The organism is Oscillatoria salina IIICB1 (genome assembly GCF_020144665.1).
Taxonomy (GTDB): Bacteria; Cyanobacteriota; Cyanobacteriia; order Cyanobacteriales; family SIO1D9; genus IIICB1.
On the sequence record NZ_JAAHBQ010000163.1, the window covers coordinates 118,433 to 137,647 of the forward strand.

The 19,215-nt window shown below is 44.5% G+C and carries 14 protein-coding genes; 6 read left to right on the top strand and 8 right to left on the bottom strand.

Annotated elements, in window-relative coordinates:
* Window positions 1–73: 73 nt before the first annotated feature.
* A complete protein-coding gene (locus G3T18_RS25155) occupies window positions 74–1,327 on the bottom strand; it encodes a hypothetical protein (protein ID WP_224413336.1) in 1,254 nt (417 codons plus the stop codon).
* 273 nt (window positions 1,328–1,600) lie between these two features.
* Here G3T18_RS25155 and G3T18_RS25160 point away from each other — a divergent pair, with 273 nt between their 5' ends.
* Window positions 1,601–1,918: a hypothetical protein gene (locus tag G3T18_RS25160; protein ID WP_224413337.1), complete on the top strand. Its 318-nt coding sequence runs from the start codon at window positions 1,601–1,603 to the stop codon at window positions 1,916–1,918.
* Between the two features lie 232 nt (window positions 1,919–2,150).
* On the opposite strand, the gene G3T18_RS25165 is transcribed toward G3T18_RS25160, so the two are convergent.
* Window positions 2,151–2,939: an ABC-2 family transporter protein gene (locus G3T18_RS25165; protein WP_224413338.1), complete on the bottom strand. Its 789-nt coding sequence runs from the start codon at window positions 2,937–2,939 to the stop codon at window positions 2,151–2,153.
* Window positions 2,936–3,919, bottom strand: a complete 984-nt coding sequence (locus tag G3T18_RS25170; RefSeq protein ID WP_224413339.1) for an ABC transporter ATP-binding protein — start codon at window positions 3,917–3,919, stop codon at window positions 2,936–2,938. The genes G3T18_RS25165 and G3T18_RS25170 overlap by 4 nt, the downstream gene beginning before the upstream one ends.
* A gap of 70 nt (window positions 3,920–3,989) precedes the next feature.
* Here G3T18_RS25170 and G3T18_RS25175 point away from each other — a divergent pair, with 70 nt between their 5' ends.
* Window positions 3,990–4,604 carry a DUF4291 domain-containing protein gene (locus G3T18_RS25175; RefSeq protein WP_224413340.1) on the top strand — a complete coding sequence of 205 codons (615 nt, stop codon included), beginning with the start codon at window positions 3,990–3,992 and terminating at the stop codon, window positions 4,602–4,604.
* Window positions 4,605–4,624: 20 nt separating this feature from the next.
* Here the strand turns inward: G3T18_RS25175 and G3T18_RS25180 are convergent, their stop codons facing one another.
* A complete protein-coding gene (locus G3T18_RS25180; protein ID WP_224413341.1) occupies window positions 4,625–5,581 on the bottom strand; it encodes an ABC transporter ATP-binding protein in 957 nt (318 codons plus the stop codon).
* 40 nt (window positions 5,582–5,621) lie between these two features.
* A complete protein-coding gene (locus tag G3T18_RS25185) occupies window positions 5,622–6,560 on the bottom strand; it encodes a glycine betaine ABC transporter substrate-binding protein (protein ID WP_224413342.1) in 939 nt (312 codons plus the stop codon).
* Between the two features lie 136 nt (window positions 6,561–6,696).
* Between G3T18_RS25185 and G3T18_RS25190 the strand changes: the two genes are divergently transcribed.
* The 3 genes from G3T18_RS25190 (at window position 6,697) to G3T18_RS25200 (ending at window position 7,673) form a co-directional block, all read left to right on the top strand.
* Entirely contained in the window at window positions 6,697–7,020 is a 324-nt protein-coding gene (locus tag G3T18_RS25190; RefSeq protein WP_224413343.1) for a hypothetical protein, read from the top strand.
* 213 nt (window positions 7,021–7,233) lie between these two features.
* Window positions 7,234–7,458 (top strand): type II toxin-antitoxin system HicA family toxin, encoded by a 225-nt coding sequence (locus G3T18_RS25195; RefSeq protein WP_224413344.1) that lies wholly within the window; start codon window positions 7,234–7,236, stop codon window positions 7,456–7,458.
* Window positions 7,455–7,673 (top strand): type II toxin-antitoxin system HicB family antitoxin, encoded by a 219-nt coding sequence (locus G3T18_RS25200; protein WP_224413345.1) that lies wholly within the window; start codon window positions 7,455–7,457, stop codon window positions 7,671–7,673. The genes G3T18_RS25195 and G3T18_RS25200 overlap by 4 nt, the downstream gene beginning before the upstream one ends.
* Before the next feature lie 29 nt (window positions 7,674–7,702).
* On the opposite strand, the gene G3T18_RS25205 is transcribed toward G3T18_RS25200, so the two are convergent.
* From G3T18_RS25205 to G3T18_RS25215, 3 genes are all read right to left on the bottom strand, one after another.
* On the bottom strand, window positions 7,703–8,632 hold the full coding sequence (locus tag G3T18_RS25205) for a cyclase family protein (RefSeq protein WP_224413346.1): 930 nt from the start codon (window positions 8,630–8,632) through the stop codon (window positions 7,703–7,705).
* Between the two features lie 145 nt (window positions 8,633–8,777).
* Window positions 8,778–9,497: an aspartate/glutamate racemase family protein gene (locus G3T18_RS25210; protein WP_224413347.1), complete on the bottom strand. Its 720-nt coding sequence runs from the start codon at window positions 9,495–9,497 to the stop codon at window positions 8,778–8,780.
* 35 nt (window positions 9,498–9,532) lie between these two features.
* Window positions 9,533–15,643: a non-ribosomal peptide synthetase gene (locus tag G3T18_RS25215; RefSeq protein WP_224413348.1), complete on the bottom strand. Its 6,111-nt coding sequence runs from the start codon at window positions 15,641–15,643 to the stop codon at window positions 9,533–9,535.
* A 205-nt stretch (window positions 15,644–15,848) separates the two neighbouring features.
* Between G3T18_RS25215 and G3T18_RS25220 the strand changes: the two genes are divergently transcribed.
* A complete protein-coding gene (locus G3T18_RS25220) occupies window positions 15,849–19,169 on the top strand; it encodes a type 2 lanthipeptide synthetase LanM family protein (protein ID WP_224413349.1) in 3,321 nt (1,106 codons plus the stop codon).
* Window positions 19,170–19,215 lie beyond the last annotated feature (46 nt).

Below are 19,215 nucleotides of genomic sequence, written 5' to 3' on the forward strand. Positions count from 1 at the left end.
TTAATGGCGCGGTTTTTTTCCGCCGATCGTTATCATAACACAGCGATCGCCAATTTTGCCAAGCTCAGATAAATTAATTTCGACTGGGGCTAATCGTGAGCGGGAGATAGTATGCTTGAGCTACGGGAGACGAACCCATGTAGGTTGGTTCAAATTCCATTCTTTGCACGATTTTGGTAGCTAAAACTTGGGCTGCGTCAACAGTGATGCTTCCTTGCAAAATGCGCGGACTACCAACGACGCTTGCTTCTCCAGTTGGTCGAATCAAGACTACTACTTCTACTTGTACCACTCGTTCGACATTGATTCCTAGGGGTTGAATTTCTTCACTAGCGACACTGATACTATTTTGTCTTAGTTGGGCTAGTTTGTCGGGAACGTCACGATTGGGGTCGGTGAGACGATATGCTCCGACTGTCACCATAATACCTGCGGCAGTTTCGCTTTCGGTGCGATCGCTAAGATTATTGGGAGTTGTTTCGACTTCCACTGTCTCGACGGGTTGAGTAACTGTCTGTGAGTCGGAATTTGTTTCGACTTCCACAGGTTGAGTAACTGTCTGTGAGTCGGAATTTGTTTCGACTTCCACAGGTTGAGTAACTGTCTGTGAGTCGGAATTTGTTTCGACTTCCACAGGTTGAGTAACTGTTTGTGAGTCGGAATTTGTTTCGACTTCCACAGGTTGAGTAACTGTTTGTGAGTCGGAATTTGTCTCTACTTCCACAGGTTGAGTAACTGTTTGTGACTCAGATTTAGTAATTGTGTCTTGCTGAGAAGCAATTTCTAACTCACTTTTATCTTTGGTAAGAATATCTGGTGGTTGGGAAACTGTGTCAATTTCTTGCTTGAGCTTTGTCTCTCGTGAATGAGAAGACTTCTCTGATTGTTTTTTGGCTTGAAAAGAAGGTTTTTGCTTTTCAGGGGGGTTCTCGGCATTTTTCTGAGGTGTGGGAGTAACTACCACCTGTTTTTTGGGAAATTGTGGCTGAGGTGAGGAGATTTCCGAATTTATCTCACTTGCGGTAGTGGTAACTTTTGGGTTAGCTACTTTACGTTGAAGAGGAGAAGGAGCAACCGTTTGGGGAGACGAAGCTTTTTCGTTGCTGTCAGTGATTTCCGTTGAATTGGTAACAAGCTCAATCGGAATTGCTGTTTGAGTTACATTAGCGGCTGCTTTCTCGGTAAACAGTAGCGAACGTAACATAAAAAACGCGATCGCGTGAATAATAATAGATCCTGCGATCGCACCGATCCAAAGTTTAGGCGGATCGATGTGATGCCGTTGTTTCCCAGAGTTAGATTTTGAACCGAAAATTGATTCTCCCATGTACTGCTATCAATCGGCTTTTTTCCTTACTTCTCAACGGATCTCGCTAAATCGGGAAAAAAAAGTTACTATTTTTTTTTGACGTTGAAGAAAGCCTTTTTTGTTCCCCAAATCTTAGTAAGTGCGTAACTGGAGTTACTTCGATCTCAAGACAATTGTATTTCTCAATGATTGTAAATTGATGTTGCAAGTCTTTCAAAAATCTTTAAAAATCGTCTAAAACCAAGGCATAGCCCTAACCTAAAAAATTAAAAGTCAGTTTAAGGAAATACTATGGATAACGAACCACAAAAATACCGGATGAGTTGTACCTTGACATTTGGCGATATCTATGGTCAGATTATCGTCTGGTTGATTGTAATTTTCATCAGCCTTGCTTCAACTCTCGCTTTGTGGAGTAGCACTCGTCAAATCTACGCTTTAGCCACAGTGGGTTTAATTCTCGTACTGTCTCTACCTTTCTTACTCTTTGCTTTCGTAACCACCCTACTCAATCATATTGAGTTTTCACCAATTGGGGAAGGCGAAACCACAGAAACCAGAGACGCAACCAGACCCGCACCAGAAAAATCTGTACAGCAACCCGCTTAGGCTAGATTATCATGTAGAGACGTTGCATGCAACGTCTCTACAGGGGATTGGGAATTGGGAGAGGGGGACAAGGAAGAGGGGGAGGACAAGGAGGAATTGGGAGATAAACTGGTAACTGGTAACTAATAACTGATAACTGGTAACTAATAACTGATAACTGATAACTGATAACTGATAACTGATAACTGATAACTGATAACTGATAACTGATAACTGATAACTGATAACTGTACTAAGCACCCATACCAGAATATTGTTTCAAACCGCGTCGCCATAACCAACGATTGAGGAAGAAAAATAAGACAAACCAGGCGATCGCGACAACAATTCCTTGAGCTATATTAACAGGTAAACCGACTAAAATTGCTGCCGGGAAGTGGATTAAATAAGGAAAAGGGGTAAATTGCGCGATCGCGCGTACTGATGGGGGAAAAACTTCTAAAGGTGCGATCGTTCCCGAAAGAAATAAATAAAACAAAAACCAAAATTGTTGCAAAGCATTAGCCCTTTCTGTCCAAAAAGCAAACATCGCAAATGTATACTGAATAATAAACCGCAGCGCAAACGCCCACAAAGACACTAACAAAAATAATAACCCTTGACTCCAACTTGGTAACCAAAACGCATCCGGATACAATAAGAAAAACAAACCTGTCAAAACGCAAATAAACGGTAAACGTGCGAAACGTTCCCCAACGTGAGAAGCTACATGATGCCAACCTGGGTCTAAAGGTTGTAAAAGTCGAAACGAAAGAGTACCTTCCAAAACCTCCCTTTCAAAATCCCAAATTACCCAGACAATACTGAATTGTCGCACAAAAAAGACCGTAATGAAATAACGAGCAAAATCTTGCGGTCCCAAGCCAAAATTTCCCTCAGTAGATGCCTCAATCCAAACACCCATTAAAATAATTGGTAGAGAACCAGATAACGCCCATAAAAATAATTCTGCCCGATATTCGAGCATATAAGCATAGTAAACCGTAAGTAAGGTTACGATTTTTCTGAAAACTTGCTTCACGAAACAACTCCCATACGAAAAACACGCCCAATTACTTCTTCTATTGGCGGTTCAGTTACACTAAGATCGATAACTTCTAACTGCGCGAGAATTTGTCCCACCGTGTTAGTAAGTTCTTCGCGACGCACTAACAAACGCACTTCTCTACCTTCAATAGATTCAACTTCGCCGTATTGAGATAACTTGTCTGCGGGGACATTTTCTGGAAGTTCAATTTGGATTTCGCGATAAGGTGCAAAACGTTCTAAAAGTCCCTCCAAACTACCATCATAAATTAAACTACCCTGATAGATGAGCATCACGCGATCGCATAATGCTGTAATATCTGCCATATAGTGACTCGTCAACAAAATTGTTGCACCATAACGACGATTATATTCTCGCAGAAAATCGCGCACTGCTACTTGTGCATTTACATCCAAACCTAATGTTGGTTCATCTAAAAATAATACTTCTGGATGATGCAATAAAGCCGCAAGTAATTCAGCTTTCATCCTTTCCCCAAGAGACAATTTCCGCACAGGTTGACGCAGCTTTTCTGCGAGAGATAACATTTCCGTTAACTCACCTAATCGTCGCTGAAATTCCTTTTCGGGAATCTTATAAACCGCCGCATTAATTTTTAGGGAATCTAAGGCTGGTAAATCCCAAATCAACTGTTGTTTTTGTCCCATTACCAAGCTCATTTTTTGCAAGAAATTAGCTTCGCGACGAAAAGGAATATAACCCGCAACGCGCAATCTTCCCGCCGAAGGATGAATCAATCCTGTCAGCATTTTCAAAGTAGTAGTTTTCCCCGCACCATTGGGACCCAAAAAGCCGACAACCTCTCCTTTTTCTATATAAAAACTCACATCTTGTACCGCCTTTACTTCGCGATATTCACGGCGAAAAAAGTGATTTAACGTACCTTTTAAACCCGGTTCTTTTATAGCTACCGGGTACACTTTACTTAAGTTTTCTACTTCAACAATTGGCATACCTGTAATTTTAGCGTTATTTTTGTATTATGTGTGTAATATAAAGAATAATAACCCGATTGTTCCTATCATGCAAAGACAAATTCGCGCCAACTACGACAACGAAGGAATCTTTATTTACCAAGCTTACAACCCAGAAATAGCCGCAGAAGCCTTAAGTTTAGGCACATTTGGCAAAAAGTTCAAGCGCGATCGCATGACTTGGATAAAACCCTCCTTTGGGTGGATGCTATATCGTTCCGGTTATGCTATTAAATCCGGACAAGAACGCATCCTCAAGATTAAACTAACTCATTCCGGCTTCCAAGAAATTCTTTCTCAAGCAGTGCTTACCAAATTTGAACCAAAAACATATCCCAGTAAATTAGACTGGCAAATAGCCCTCAAAAATAGTTTAGTACGTTGTCAGTGGGATGGCGATCGCAATCTCCGCTTGCAAAGATGCGAAAATCGCGCCATTCAACTCGGTATTCGCGGTAGAATCGTCATTAGCTACATCAACGACTGGATAATTGGCATTGAAGACGTTACCCCCTTAGCTCATGCTATCAAAACCGCAGTCGAAAATAATCACCAAGAATTGCCACCAGTTCCCGAAGAAACTATCTATCCAGTTAGTAGCCAAATACAAGCAATTTTAGGCATGAATTCTCAGCGAACAACCCACACTTCCCAATCTAATTAAGCTCAGTTTTATCAATCTCATTAATCTTTTCCAGCCGCATCGCGAATACTATTCCAAGTTACTACCCCAATAACTTTACCATCATCTACAACCGTTAATTGTTCTGCACCCGTAGCCAAAAATCTTGACAAAGCTTGGCGCAAATTTTTCTCCTTAGCAATCGTATATTTTCCCTCATTTCGATAATCTGAACTAACAGCATTCATCGCCTTTTCTACAGGCAAAACACTTAACTGACGTAAACTTTCTTTTCCCCCCATCAAATCCTCAACAAACTCATTTGCAGGTTGATAAAGCAAATTATAAGGAGTATCAAACTGCACGATCTTACCTTGATTCAAAATTATAATTCGATCCGCCAAATGTAGCGCTTCTTCCACATCATGAGAAACAAACAAAACTGTTTTTTTCAATTGACGTTGAAGCCGTAACATTTCCTCCTGCAAACTTTGGCGAGTAATCGCATCAATAGCCCCAAAAGGTTCATCCATTAATAATACCTCTGGATTAGCAGCCAAAGCGCGAGCAATACCAACTCGCTGTTGTTGTCCACCAGAAAGTTGTGCGGGATAGCGATCTCTAAATTCGCTAGTTGGTAAATGAACTAATTCTAATAACTCATCTACACGAGATTGATATTTAACCTTTTTCCAACCTAACAATTTCGGGACAACAGCAACATTTTCGGCTACCGTCATGTGCGGAAATAAACCCGACTTTTGAATTACATAACCAATTTGTCGGCGTAAAGTTGTCGCTTTAATTCTTTGGATATTTGTCCCATCTAAATAGATTCTTCCCGATGTCGGTTCGTACAATCTATTGACCATTTTTAAGAATGTAGTTTTCCCGCAACCAGAAGGTCCTAAAATGACGACAAATTCCCCTAATTCTATTTCGCAACTACACCCATCTACTGCTGGCTGCTTTGTCCCGGGAAATTTTAAATATACTTGCTCGAATTTAATTTTCGACATAATTTCTCCTCGTTTAGAGAAGCTGATTGCTATATCTCTATTACTTCGCCGTTAATAAACCTTCGTTAAGCAAAAATTCTCTCGCTACTTCCGCCGGTTCGCGATTTTTTCCCGTCACTTCATAATTAAGTTTTTGCATTGTTTCATCGGTAATTTTGGCGGTAATTTGATTGAGAATTGTTTTAAGTTGGGGATTTTTTTCTAAGATTTGATTATTGACAACTGGTGCAACTTGTGCAGGAGGAAAAATATTTTTCGTATCGGTTAAAACGACTAAATTATTAGCACTAATTTCGCCATCAGTAGCAAAGCCAACCGCAACATCTGCTTCGCCATTAATTAAGCCTGGATAGCGCAAACCCGGATCGACAGCTTTATACGCTTTTAAGTTAAAATCACCGTAAGCTTGTTTAATTCCAGGTAAACCATCTTCACGTCCCTGAAACTCCGGCGGTCCAATTAAAGTTAATTCACTAGCATTAGCAACTAAATCTGCAATAGTTTTAATGCCATATTGTTCTGATTTTGCTTGTGTCATTACCAATGCTTGTGTATTATTCATTGGTGAAGGTTCGAGCCAAACTAAATTATATTTATCGGCGTAGGCTTGAGAAACTGTTTCATAAACTTGTTCTTTATTCGTATTAATAGGTAACTTTAAAACTGTTAAAAGAGCAGTACCAGTATACTCCGGATAAAAATCAATTGCTTCTGTCACCAATCCCGCCTGTGCAATAGGGGTACCTCCTAAATTAAGTTTCCTTTCCACAGTTAAACCATTTTCTTCTAAGGCAATAGCATACATTTCGCCTAAAATCAACTGTTCGGCGAAATCTTTCGAGCCAATTTTAATCGCGCCATTGTCGTTAGTATTATTGCAAGCTACGACAACAAACATCATCAAGGAAGCTAGCACAATACTCAGAAAAATGCGTAACAGTCGTTTCATTTGTTCAATCCCACCAGTGCAATTCTTCATTTTACTGATTCCACTGGTGACAAACTACGCCCTTAGTTTAATCTGAAATTCGCTTTTCGAGGTATACTGACCGGATGCAGCTAGAATCCCTGAGTGGCAAGTTTATAATAAACGAGAGGACTGGTAGTAGATAAATATGAGTTTACAAGACCTTGCTAACATTTCTCAAATTGCACAAGCTGTGCTAGTTGTTGTCTCTTTGGGTTTTATTTGGTATCAGTTGCGAGAAGGCGTTAGGCTAGCCAAGTCAGAAAATGCTAGATCTTTAGCAGAGCAAGCAGGAGCTTTTAATTCGCTGTTAATTCAGAATGCTGATTTGGCAGAACTTTGGTACAGTTATGGTCGCAAGCTTGAGCAAGATGGCGAAATCGATCGACTACGTTATCGAGAGATGTTGGTGCAGTGGTTGATTTTCCATGAATACATTTACTATCAGTGGAAACAGAAACTTCTTGATTAAGAGATATACTGTGCTTGGTTATCAGACTTAGAAGATGTAGTCCAAAAACATAATTTAGACGATGTGTTTTCTAGTGGGATTCAAAATGTTTTCCCCGGAGAGTTTGGACGACATCTGAATCATTTGCGAGCAAAGGCACTAAGTAGCAGGGCATAACAGTAAATTCAAAGGATGACAAAATGATAAAATAGGTTAGAAGACAAAACAATATTCATGCCTAGGAAAATTCGAGAGTTAAAAGCACAAATTGCTCGTTATGGGTTTATTTACTTACCCAAACGTGGCAAAGGCAGCCATGAGCGTTGGCGACATCCTATCCTTAGAAAAACGCTGACAATTTCCGGCAAGGATGGAGATGATGTACCACTTTATCTCGAAAAGCAACTAGCAGAGCTAATCACTGAATTGGAAGAATTAAGGAAGGAAGACGATTTATGAGTGAATACAGTATGATTATTCAATGGTCTGATGAAGATCGGCTTTTTTTGGTTACGATTCCAGAATTTAGCGATCGCGTAATTATGCCTTGCACTCATGGTAAAACTCGTGAAGAAGCAATTCGTAACGGTGAAGAAGTCATCGAAATGTATTTGGAAGCTTGGAAAGCAGAAGGCGAACCTATTCCAGCCCCTAAAACACTAGAAATTGTTTAAGTTACACTCTTAAAATGCTGCCCTAGCCGTTATCGCACTCTGATACCAAGTTTCTCATCCCAATGCAAGGGTTTAGCAGCTTTTTCCAGTGGAGATTCTGGTAATTCCCCGACTGAAACCCCATATTTCCAGTTAGGGGGACAAATGGCGATGTAACGAGCAAATCCACCTAAACCTCCTTGAAATTTAGCATAACCGATCGCGACTAATGCTCCGGTTTCCGGAACGCGATCGAGGTTCGCCACTCCTTCAGCCTGGGTGTAACCATTATTTAATAACCAGTCTTCTCCTTCCAGGGTTGGGGTACTATCTGTATCGAGAGGTTCGTGTCCGTGAAAGAGAATTTTCCGTTTGAGATGCAGAAATTTCAACGCAGCTAGAGAAACACCAGGAAATTTTCTACTGCTTGCTAATTCAGGATTAGACCACTGTTTCGACCAATCAGAACGCACAAAAACTACTGAACCTTCAGGAATTATCCCATGCTTTCTTTCCCAGTTCAAAATATCTTCTACTTGCAAATGATAGTTCGGATCTTCAGCTACTTTATCCTGAATGGGAATAACAACTAAGGGACGGACGGCAAAAGTAGGTGGTAGCTCATCAATTGTGGGATAATTAGGATTCCAGTGAGCAGGTGGATCGAGTTGCGTTCCTAGTTGATCGGTGGGAAGATCGTAATGGGTTGCCTCGAAACCATTGGCTGAGTAGGTATAAACTTTGCCAGTTTGGGGGTTGGTAGTAGCTGAAAATTTAGCAAAACCAAAACCAGCCCAGACGGGAATATTTGGCGCGATCGCATGGGTAAGATCAACATATTTTGCTGATTTGAACGACTGTTGATAAACTTGCCATAGCGTCGGTTGAGGTTGAGGTTGAGCAACGGCAACGGCGAAAGATGAGAAAGAAATAATTACGGAAATTATGGTAACAACTCCCACAAAGATGAATCGTTGCATCAACTTTTTTCTCATACTTGAATTTGTCAACTAATACTTTAAACTGAATAATAACATCAAATTAGCTGTTACTCTCAAAGCTCGCAGTTTTATGTCAATCTTCGAGTCAGCGTTAGATGTTTGTGCTGATTGTCACCTGAAAGGTTTAAGTAAGACCAAATTTATTCAATTTTTGAGCTATAATTATTAATGGATCTAAAAAAATATTACTGTTTGACTCTGGGGAATGTCGCTGCCAATATTTAATTAGCAAGTGAATTTCGGTACATCCTACTATTAAGCCATCAACTTGGTAGATAAATTGTAAATGTTTGAGTTTTTCCCAATCCTGTTGGCGATTTAAATTAAGTTTTAAATCATAAATCATTTGGTGAATAAAAATTTGCTCTTCTTCTTGGGGAAAGAGAATATAATTTTGCGCAACTTGCCATAAAGGATGACTTTGAAAAAGTTGTAGTTTGTTTGTTGCTTTTGTGCAAATTACTAAATACTTTTTCGGAGCTTCTAAAACCGATTCGAGCGTAAGATTAACCAAACAAATAATTTTTTCTCTCAAAGCGAGGGGGAATTTGGGTAAGAGATAATGAGCCGTAATACAGCAGATAATAATCTTTGTCGCCTTAAGTTCGCACAAGTGAGATAAACTTTTGACCAGAAGGTCAAGTAATGTTTTCTCATCGCCCTGGAGTAGGACTTCCGTGCGGTCTGGAAAGCTAGGATCTGAATAAAGCAATATTTTCGGGAAATTTTGTTCGCGATTCCCTGATAAATTATATTCATAAATCGTTTTGACAAATTCTGCCGAGGCTAGAGGTCCCATTCCTCCTAAAATCCCTAAAATTTTTGGTTGCTCGGGCTGAATCATAGTTTTATCTTGCTAAAATTATCGCGAATTTTACTTTATTCTAAATCGACGTTAAAACTATCAACCAGTTCTTGAATTTCTGTTCGCTCGATTAAATCAATTTGTGATAATAAAACTTTCATAGAAGCTGGAAAGACCTCTAAAAGCGCTTGAAACTGTTCCAGGATTCGCTCTATAGCGATCGCTTCATATTTTTGCGGCTCGTAGGTGATAGCAATGGATAAGTCTGGAGTCAACTCTACCGTAACGCTGAAAGGATAATTCGTGCGGGAAAAAGAACGAACGTTGAGAATTTTTAGTCCGCAGTTTCCCGACAATAACGATGTTTCAATGGGGTAATTTTCAAAAGCGATAAAGATCTCAAATAAAGGCAAATGGCGAGGAATGTCACTCCATCCTTGAATTTCGCTCAAAGAATTATATTGATAGTCCCACCTCTGAGTCTGTTGTTGTTGCAACTGTTTCAGCCAAGAGAGTAAAGAAATATCACCAGGAATCCTGACGCGCACAGGCAGGGTATTAATAAACACTCCGATCGCCGATTCAACACCAGGGAGTTCGGCTGGACGACCAGAAACCGTTGCGCCAAAAAGGATGTCTTCCCGTCCACTATATCGGCTCAACAGCAATGCCAAAGCCCCCTGGATAAGAATATTTAAGGTTAAACCATGAGTCCGGGCTAGCGATCGCAGCGCGGTGGCTGTCTCAGGAGCTAGAGACAATTGCTGGCAAACTGGATTTCTCGCTTCCCCAAAAGAGTCTTGTTCTATTCCCCATCGAGTCGGAGCGTCAATCCCGCTTAGGGTTTGTTGCCAAAACGCTTTTGCCTTGGTTCGATCTTGCTGTTGCAGCCAAGCGAGATAATGGCGATAGGGTACGGGGTCAGGCAAAGACAACGCTCGATCGCGACGATAAGCTTGGTGTAACTTGAAGACTTCATCGAGCAAAGGAGAATTGCACCAGCCATCCAACAACAGATGATGATGACTCCAGACAAATTGATAGCGATCGCTAGCGATCGCCAAGAGAGCCATTCGCATTAAAGGCGCTTCACTCAAAGAAAAACCCCGTTCTAAATCTGCCTTGAGGTAATCGTGTAGTTTCAGCTCCTGTTCTTCTAAAGACAGGTTCTGCCAATCTTGTTCCTCGAAAGGAATGTCTACCGTTTCTTTAATGACTTGCAAGGGTTCGTCTAAATTTTCCCAAACAAAAGCCGCCTTCAAACTATGATGGCGATTAACCACAGCGTGCCAAGCTTGCTTAAAGGCTGTTTTGTCTAACGTTCCTTGCAAGGTAAAAACTTTTTGCTGGCAATAGAGCCTTGATTCGGGGGCATAACGGCTGTGGAAGAGCAGTCCTTGCTGCAAAGGAGAAAGGCAGTAAATATCGGCGAGGGGTGCAAAGGTTTGGTTGAGACTAGCTAGCTGTTGGGGAGTTAAGCTGGCTAGGGGAAAATCGGCTGGCGTGTAACTGTCGCCTGGGGCAAGGCATTGAGCTATAAGCTCTTTGAGGGTAGCGATAAAATTCTCAGCTAAGGTTTCAATCGTGGAGCGACGATGCAGGTTTTCGCTGTAAGTCCAGCGCACGTGAAGTTGTCCATCCAAAACGATCGCCTCAATAGCGATCGCCTGAGTGCGGGTTCCGCGTAAGCTACGTTCGGCTCCCCGCGATTCCTTAGCTAGGCGAAAAGTGTCTGACTGGGGTAAAAGGCGGTCGTACTGTCCTAAATAGTTAAAGCTAACTTCTGGTGATGGCAGCGCTTCAAGGGCAGTGACGATTTCTGGATTCCCGCTAAGATAGCGCAATATTCCATAGCCAATGCCCCGATTGGGAATATGCTGTCGTTGTGCTTTCACCGATTTCAAGGTGTCTCGGCTGGGTCGTTCCCCGATCTCCAGGGTAAAAACTACCGGGAAACGAGCAGTAAACCAGCCCAGAGTTCGGGAGAGATCCACCCCTTCAAACAGAGTTTCTCGTCCGTGTCCTTCCAGTTCCAGGCGCAGTTTGGCTTCCCCTGTCCACTGCCCGAAGGTGTGCAATAACGAACTCAACAACAGGTCATGGAGTGGGGTGCTGTTTCGAGCGGCTACTTTTTCCAGGGCAGATTGGGTAGTGGCGGCATCCAGACTCACGGAGACGGTTCTGGCAGAAGCAACAGTGTTCGCTCCGGTGTCATCATCTTTAGGCAGAGGCGATACAGACTGACTGCCGTTGGCTAGCCAGTAATTGAACTCCGCCTTCGCCGTTTCGGTGCGGGCATAGTCAATCAGTCGTTCTGCCCATTCTTGGAAAGAAGTGGTTTTGGGTGGTAACTGAACTGTTTCCCCGCTCTCAAGTTGCTCGTAGGCGCGGTAAAAGTCCTCCAACCAAATTCCCCAAGAGATGCCATCAATAATTAAATGGTGGCAAACCACCAGTAAGCGACCGGGGCGATCGCTTCCCAAATCAAACCCAGCCAAGCTCATCAAGGGAGGAACCGACAAGTCTAAACTACTCTGAATTTGACTCGCGTGGGTTTCGATGGCTGATGCTTGTTCGCCAGGTGACAAGGAAGAAAGATCGAACCAGCGACAGGGAATTTGCTTCTGTGCTTCCCCATAGGACTGCTGCCAGCCGAGCTCTTGCCGTTCAAACCGCAGGCGTAGGGCATCGTGGTGGTGGTACAGATGGGAGAAAATCTGCTCTAGGCGATCGCGATCGAGTTGGGCAGGGATCTCCAGTAAAATCGACAGGTTCCAGTGATGGGGTTCTGGCTGTTGCTGCGCGAAAAACCAGTGAGCGATCGGCGTTAGGGGGGCATTCCCCACAACCTCACCCTGTGGTGTTCTCCCCGTCATTGGCTGGGCTACCGCCGCTAGTTCTGCCACAGTTTGATAGTGAAACGGCGCGATCGCCGCTAGCCGCAGTCCTGCTTCCCTGGCTCTGGCGACAATTTGAATGCTGAGAATGGAATCGCCACCTAGCTCGAAGAAGTTGTCAAAAATGCCCACTTGCCCCACTCGCAGAACCTTTGCCCAGATATCCGCGAGAACTTTTTCCTGGGGCGTCCGTGGGGCGATAGAAGAAGTTTCTCGATCGCACTGCTTCCAAGCGGGGACACAGAGAGCGCGACGGTCGAGTTTGCCATTCTCAGTAAGCGGCAGGGCCTCTAGCCTAACCAAAGCTGCCGGCAGAGCAAAAGCTGGGAGTTTTTGCTGCAAATAGCGACGGAGTTCTCCCACCGCGATCGCGGGCGACTCCAGAGAGGTAAAATAGGCAACCAGACGCTTTTCACCTGGTTCATCTTCTACAGCCACAACCACCGTTTCCTGAATAGCCGGATGCTGTCGCAAAATGGTTTCAATTGCGCCTAATTCGACCCGAAACCCGCGAATTTTCACTTGATTGTCGGCTCGACCGAGAAACTCAATATTGCCACTGGGCAAATAGCGGGCTAAGTCTCCGGTTCGATAAAGTCGTTCCGAGAATTTAAATTTGAGGCGATCGCTAGTGGATAAGGGCATCGTGCTGCTTTTGAGCTTAAATTTTTTGCCGCTAAACCAGCCACCGCTACTGATTTTGAGTTTGAAAGTTTCCGGTTTGCGCTTGATTTTGAGCTGATGATTGAAGGGATTAGCGTTGAACTGCTGTTGATTGAGTTGGGGTTGGTTGAGGTATCCCCGCGCTAAACTGGCACCGCCAATGTACAATTCACCCCAAACGCCGACTGGAACAGGTCGCAGGTGGGAATCGAGCAGGAAAATTTGGGTATTAGGTAAAGGTTTGCCTAGGGGAACGGTTTCCCCTTCGGTTTCCGTTCGGTTGGGTTCAATTTGATACGTGAGGACTCCTACAGTTGCTTCTGTCGGACCATAGTGATTAATAATGGTGCAGTTGGGGGCTAAAGCTTCAAGTTGTCCAATAAATTCCCAATCGCAGGCTTCTCCCCCTAGGATTAATCGCTGTCGTGGTAGCAGTTGAGCCGGATTTGGCGCATTGTTAATCAGTGCCTTGAGGTGACTGGGAACAATTTTCAGGCAATCAATGCCTCCCTGTTGGCGACAGTAGGCAGCTAGCGCCACTGGATCGCTGAGGCAATTTTGGGGAATAATCTGTAGGCAGCCTCCAGTACATAGAGCCGGGAAAATTGCCGTATTACCTAAATCGGCGGCAAAGGAGGAGATGAAACCGTAACTAGCCTTTGAGGAGGGAAGAGCCAGTTTCGCCAGGATTCCTTGGAGGTAGTTGAGCAGTTGTCGGTGTTCGATGGCAACGCCTTTGGGTATACCTGTGGAACCTGAAGTATAGATGACATAGGCTAGATCTTCGGGACTCACCTGCAATCCTAAGTTTTCGCCCTCACAGTCACTAACGGCTGCTGCGATCGGCTCCCAAACCAAAATAGCGGCTTCTTGTTGCGGCAGTTTGTCCTGGAGGGACTCCTGGGTTAAAATAGCGACGGCTTGACTTTCTCGCAGCAAGAGCGCTAGCCGTTCGGGAGGCCAACTCGGATCGAGGGGGAGATAAGCGGCACCAACCTTCCAAGCTGCCAGCAACCCGATAATCATCAAAGGCGATCGATCAACGCAGATAGCGACAATTCCGCCATGCCCTATCCCGGAATTTTGTAGGTAGCGAGCTAGCTGATTGGCACGCTGGTTTAGTTGAACGTAAGTTAAAGTTTCCCCTCCATGAGCCACTGCTATCCGCTCCGGAGTCTTCTCAACCTGCTGTTCAAATACCTGATGCAAGCCAAGTCTTTGAGCTACTTCTCTACTGGGTTGAGCCATTTCGGCAGCGATCGCACCGCTAAACTGAAGGAGTAGCGCTTGAGTTTCTGAGGAGCTAATTAGCTCTAACTCACTCAGGGAAAGGCTTGGCTTCTCTAGCGCACTAGCGAGTAAGGTTTGATAGTAGCTTGCCCAGCGAACGATCTCGTCTTGTTTATATAAACAGCGATCGTAGTTGAAATTGATGTTAATTTCTGTGGCGTTTTTTTCGCAGGATATGTTTAATTTATATCGCTCGCAACACGAATATATCTTCTCAAGCGACCAGTCTAATCCCCCTGCCGAATATTTCGGAGTCTGGTTGTCACGATAGTCAAAGCTAAGGGAATGCCAAAATAAATTATGAGTATTAGCCGTTTGTGCAAAAAATAATTGACCGTTAAAATAATCCTGCCATTGTCGATTTTTTTGCCATTGTGCCGCAATTTGTCGGCAAAAATCTGGGAGTTTCTGGGTTTCGTCTACATCAATGTTCAGAGGTAAGTATTTAGCCATTAACCCAAGGCTACCAGACAGTTCTTCCTCGTCCCGCCCGAAAGCTTTCACCCCGATTGTCAGTCGTTCTTTACGGGTAATTCTCTGGATAAGAACTAGCAAACCCGCTAAGAAAAATACTGCTGGCTCGACGTTAAGTTTTTGGAGAAGTTGTTCGAGCTGTTCAACACGAGCGGTGGAGAGACTCAGAGAAATAGTCTCAGGGATAAATTCTTCTTTCTGAACTGAAGACCTCTCAAAAGGAAGGAGAAAACGGTTCATGGCTATTTTCTCGCGGTCTAGCCAATATTTTCTGCCTAATTCTGTATCTTCTGCTTCGAGGAGTTCATTTTGCCATTCAGCAAAATCAGCATATTGAAGAGGTTCAGCAACTAATTTCTCCGGCTGTCCGGCATAACCATAACAGATTTCTAGAACTAAATTCTCTAACGATTGGCGATCGCCGCAAAGCGCAGTTAAGCTCAAAAAAAGCCAGTGTTTGTTCTTCCCTAACTGAATTAAAGCGAGCTGCCAATTAGGACAGCGCTCCAATCTCAAAGGTTGTACTAGCATCTGTTGGAAAAGGCTTTCCAGCCGGACTTGCTGTTCTGGAGGGGATAAATCGCTCAAGTCATGGCTTGGTAAGGAAGGAATGGTGATGCTTGGTTCGATAATTTGTACGGGAAGGCTCAATCCTGGTAATTGCTCGAATCTGGTTCGCAGAATTTCATGACGATGGACAATATTGGCAAGTACGGCTACCAATTTTTCCCGATCTAGCTCCCCGGTCACTAAAACCGCACCTTGACTCCGATAAGGACAATTCTGGATTTCTTGTTGCAACAACCAAAGGGATTTTTGTTGGGGAGAAAGTTGAAATCCTTGTAGGTTAGCATTTTGCATATCTAGCACTCGTATCCGGGAAGTGGGACAAATCTGCTTTTGACGTTAGCTATTTATAAACCAAATATAAAAAAAAATCAGCAATTCATCCCAAGTACCTCTCAGAGATTATCGACGTGGGGCTTCTCGCTAGTTTAAGCTAAAAATAACTTAACAGGGAGACTAAATTTGTGTTAACTTACAGCTATTTGTTAAGTCCGAGTTAATGAATGTTACCACCGCCAAATTAGCTGAGATTGCAGCTAAGGCAAGTTCTTTATCAGAACGCTGCCGAGAGCGATCGCCTCGACGAGAATCAGAAACCGAACAGCAGTTTATTGCAGAACGCCTCACCCGTTGGTGTCAAGTGACGGCTGAAGGGAACTGGGAAAAGTGGCATAAGCGTCTGCAATGGGACGGATTAGATAGCGAGGACGTGAAACATCGGCTGGTAGCGCCAAAGGGAAATAACCCAATCACTTCTTTACCTCCTTGGACGGAAACCTTAAGTCGGGTAATCTTGACTATCGCTCAATTTGACCCAGATACCGCCGCCGAACTAAACATTCCCCTGCCCAGAAACACAGAGCATCCCCTTCCCTTTGCCGAGTTTTGGCTACCCGCGATTATCGTCGGACGGCAAAATCTAGCCAATCACTTAGCCATTCCTCACCTATCCTCAGAGGAATTTCCCTTCACGCTCCTAACGGTAACAGCTTATCAGAGTTTAGAGCGAATTTTGTGGGAACGGCTCACTTTCCTCAGTGCCAGAACCTTATACGAGGAATTTTCCCAGTTTCGCCCTTGTGCCTACAACGGTTTTAACCTGTTGCTGGAACAGCTCAATTTACTGGAAACGTTGGCGGCAACCCCAAAGAGCCAGCAATATTATCATGCTTTTCTGAACGCACTCAGGCAAGATGGCGGGCTGGCTCTTTTTGAGAACTATCCAGTTTTGGGACGACTTGTGGCAATGACCATAGAATTTTGGGCAGAAGCCACTGCTGAGCTGCTCGCCCGTCTCCAAAGCGATCGCCGAGAACTCGAACAAATCTTAGGCAGCACCCTAGGACAGGTGAGCTATCTGAAAAGTTCCCGTTCTGACCTCCACAATCGCGGTCGTTGCGTCTGGATTTTATCCTTTGACTCAGGTCAAACGCTAGTTTACAAACCCAAGAATTTAGGCTTAGAAGTCGCTTACAACCAGTTTCTGCACTGGTGCAATCAGCATGATGCTCCTTTGCCGTTTAAGGTGCTTAAATCTTGGGATCGCGGTGCTTATGGCTGGGTACTGGATTATGTAGAACCTTTACCTTGTGCCGATCCTGACGCCGCCCAGCGTTTCTACCAGAGAGCAGGGATGTTGTTGTGCGTTCTCTATCTACTCGGCGGTAATGATTGCCACTACGAAAACCTAATCGCTCACGGCGAACATCCGCTCCTGGTAGATGTGGAAACCCTGATGCACCCCCAAGCCCAGGCGATCGCTGGCTCGCCCCAAGCCCTGCTAGAAACTAGGGATAGCCGTCTGTTTTGGGACTCGGTGCAGCGTACCGGACTGCTACCGCGCTGGGAATTTAGTTCAGACCGCCGCATTGCCTACGATCTCAGTGGTTTAGGTAGTGTCAGCGCCCAACCCTTCCCTGGGAAACGACCGCGATGGCAGTTCGTCAATACGGATGAAATGTATCTCACTAAGGAAAATGAGCGATTACCCCAACAAAACAATGTCCCAATTTGCAATGGTGTAGCTCTCTCGCCCAACGACTATCTAGAAGAGATCGTGGCGGGATTTGAGCAAATGTATCGCTTTTTCTGTGCCAAACGGCAAGCCTTACAGGATGCCCAAGAACTTCAGACTCAGTTGCGATCGCAGTCGGTACGGTTTATTTTTCGGGCGACTCAACTGTATGAAACCCTGTTGGAAAGGACTCTCGCTCCTGAATATCTTCGGGATGGTGCCGATCGCAGTATTGAATTAGATATTTTAGCCCAAACCTTTCTTAACGCCGCAGACAAGCCTCCAGCTTGGGAACTGTTGTCTGCCGAACTAGCGGCAATGGAGCAAATGGACATTCCCTACTTTGGCACGCTCTCCAGCAGCGATGTGCTGACGGTGGGCGTGGCTCAACCCCTATCGGGCTATCTCAAACAATCGAGCTACAGTCAGTTTTGCCATCGCCTCCACTACCTGAATCAGCAGGATTTGGCTTGGCAGGTGGCGGTGATTCGCGGCAGTTTTTCTGCTCGCATCGCCCAAACCGAAGTCAGGCGATCGCCTAATCCTGTCTTTTCCTCGATTGCTACTGACTCGGAGTTGCTTCCCCTCGCAGCAACAGATTTAATCGCTAGCGCCCAAACTCTGGCTGAGGAGATTCAGGTGAGAGCGCTCCGGGATGAACTGGGAACAGTAAGCTGGATGGGATTGAGCTATGTTGCCACGGCCGAACAGTTTCAATTTCAACCCCTAGGAGATAGCCTTTATGATGGTCGCTGTGGCATCGCCCTGTTTCTCGCCGCACTAGAAAGAGTAAGCGGAAAATCTTACCAAAACTTGATTTCAGCCACACTGGCTCCTCTGCACCAGCGACTTTACTCGCGCGATCGCGCTATGACTGAACAATGGCTACGGCAGATCGGTATTGGTGGCGCCACTGGACTCGGCTCCATCATCTATACTTTTGTGAAATTGAGTCAGTTCCTGGAAGCGGATTTTTGGCTGGAAGCCGCCGCTAGGGCAGCCAGTTTCCTGACCCCAGAACGGATTAAACGCGATCGCCAGTTAGACATTATTGGTGGCTGTGCGGGGGCGATTTTGGGCTTACTGGCGCTCTCCAACCAAACTGGGGATACGGCTGTGCTAGAAAAAGCGATTCTTTGTGGAAAGCATCTGGGTGAGGAACAGATTAGCCAGGATAACCAACCCAAAGCCTGGAGAACTCTTGCTGATATCCCGCTAACGGGCTTTTCCCACGGAGCAGCAGGAATAGCCTATGCTTTATTGCGCTTGTACGCAAAAACGGGAATTTCGGCTTATCTGGCTGCTGCACGCGAGGGAATAGCTTACGAAACTCATTTATTTACTCCTAGCGCCCAGAATTGGCCAGATTTGCGGATAGCGACCAAACCGCCTCACTTTGCCGTAATGTGGTGTCACGGCGCCACAGGCATCGGCTTAGGAAGACTAGGCGGTTTAGCTATAGAAGCGTCTGAGGCGATTTATCAGGATATAGAAGTGTCTTTACAAACTACACTAAACTATGGATTGAGAGGAGTAGATCATCTCTGCTGTGGCAATTTTGGTCGTTTAGAACTGCTGCTCGTGGCAGGGCAAAAACTTTCTCGTCCTGAGTTGGTCGAAACAGCGTTACTACAAGCCAACAACAGAATTTGGCGATCGCGCCACACTGGAGGCTATCAACTGTTTGGCAATCTACCCCAAACTACTTTTAATCCTGGTTTTTTTCAAGGAACTGCTGGTATTGGTTACGAGTTACTGCGCTTAGCCTATCCCGAAATTTTACCCTCAGTCTTATTGTGGGAATAAGACTGTACTTTGCTCCGATAGCATGATGTTTCTGCTGTTTTTTCCT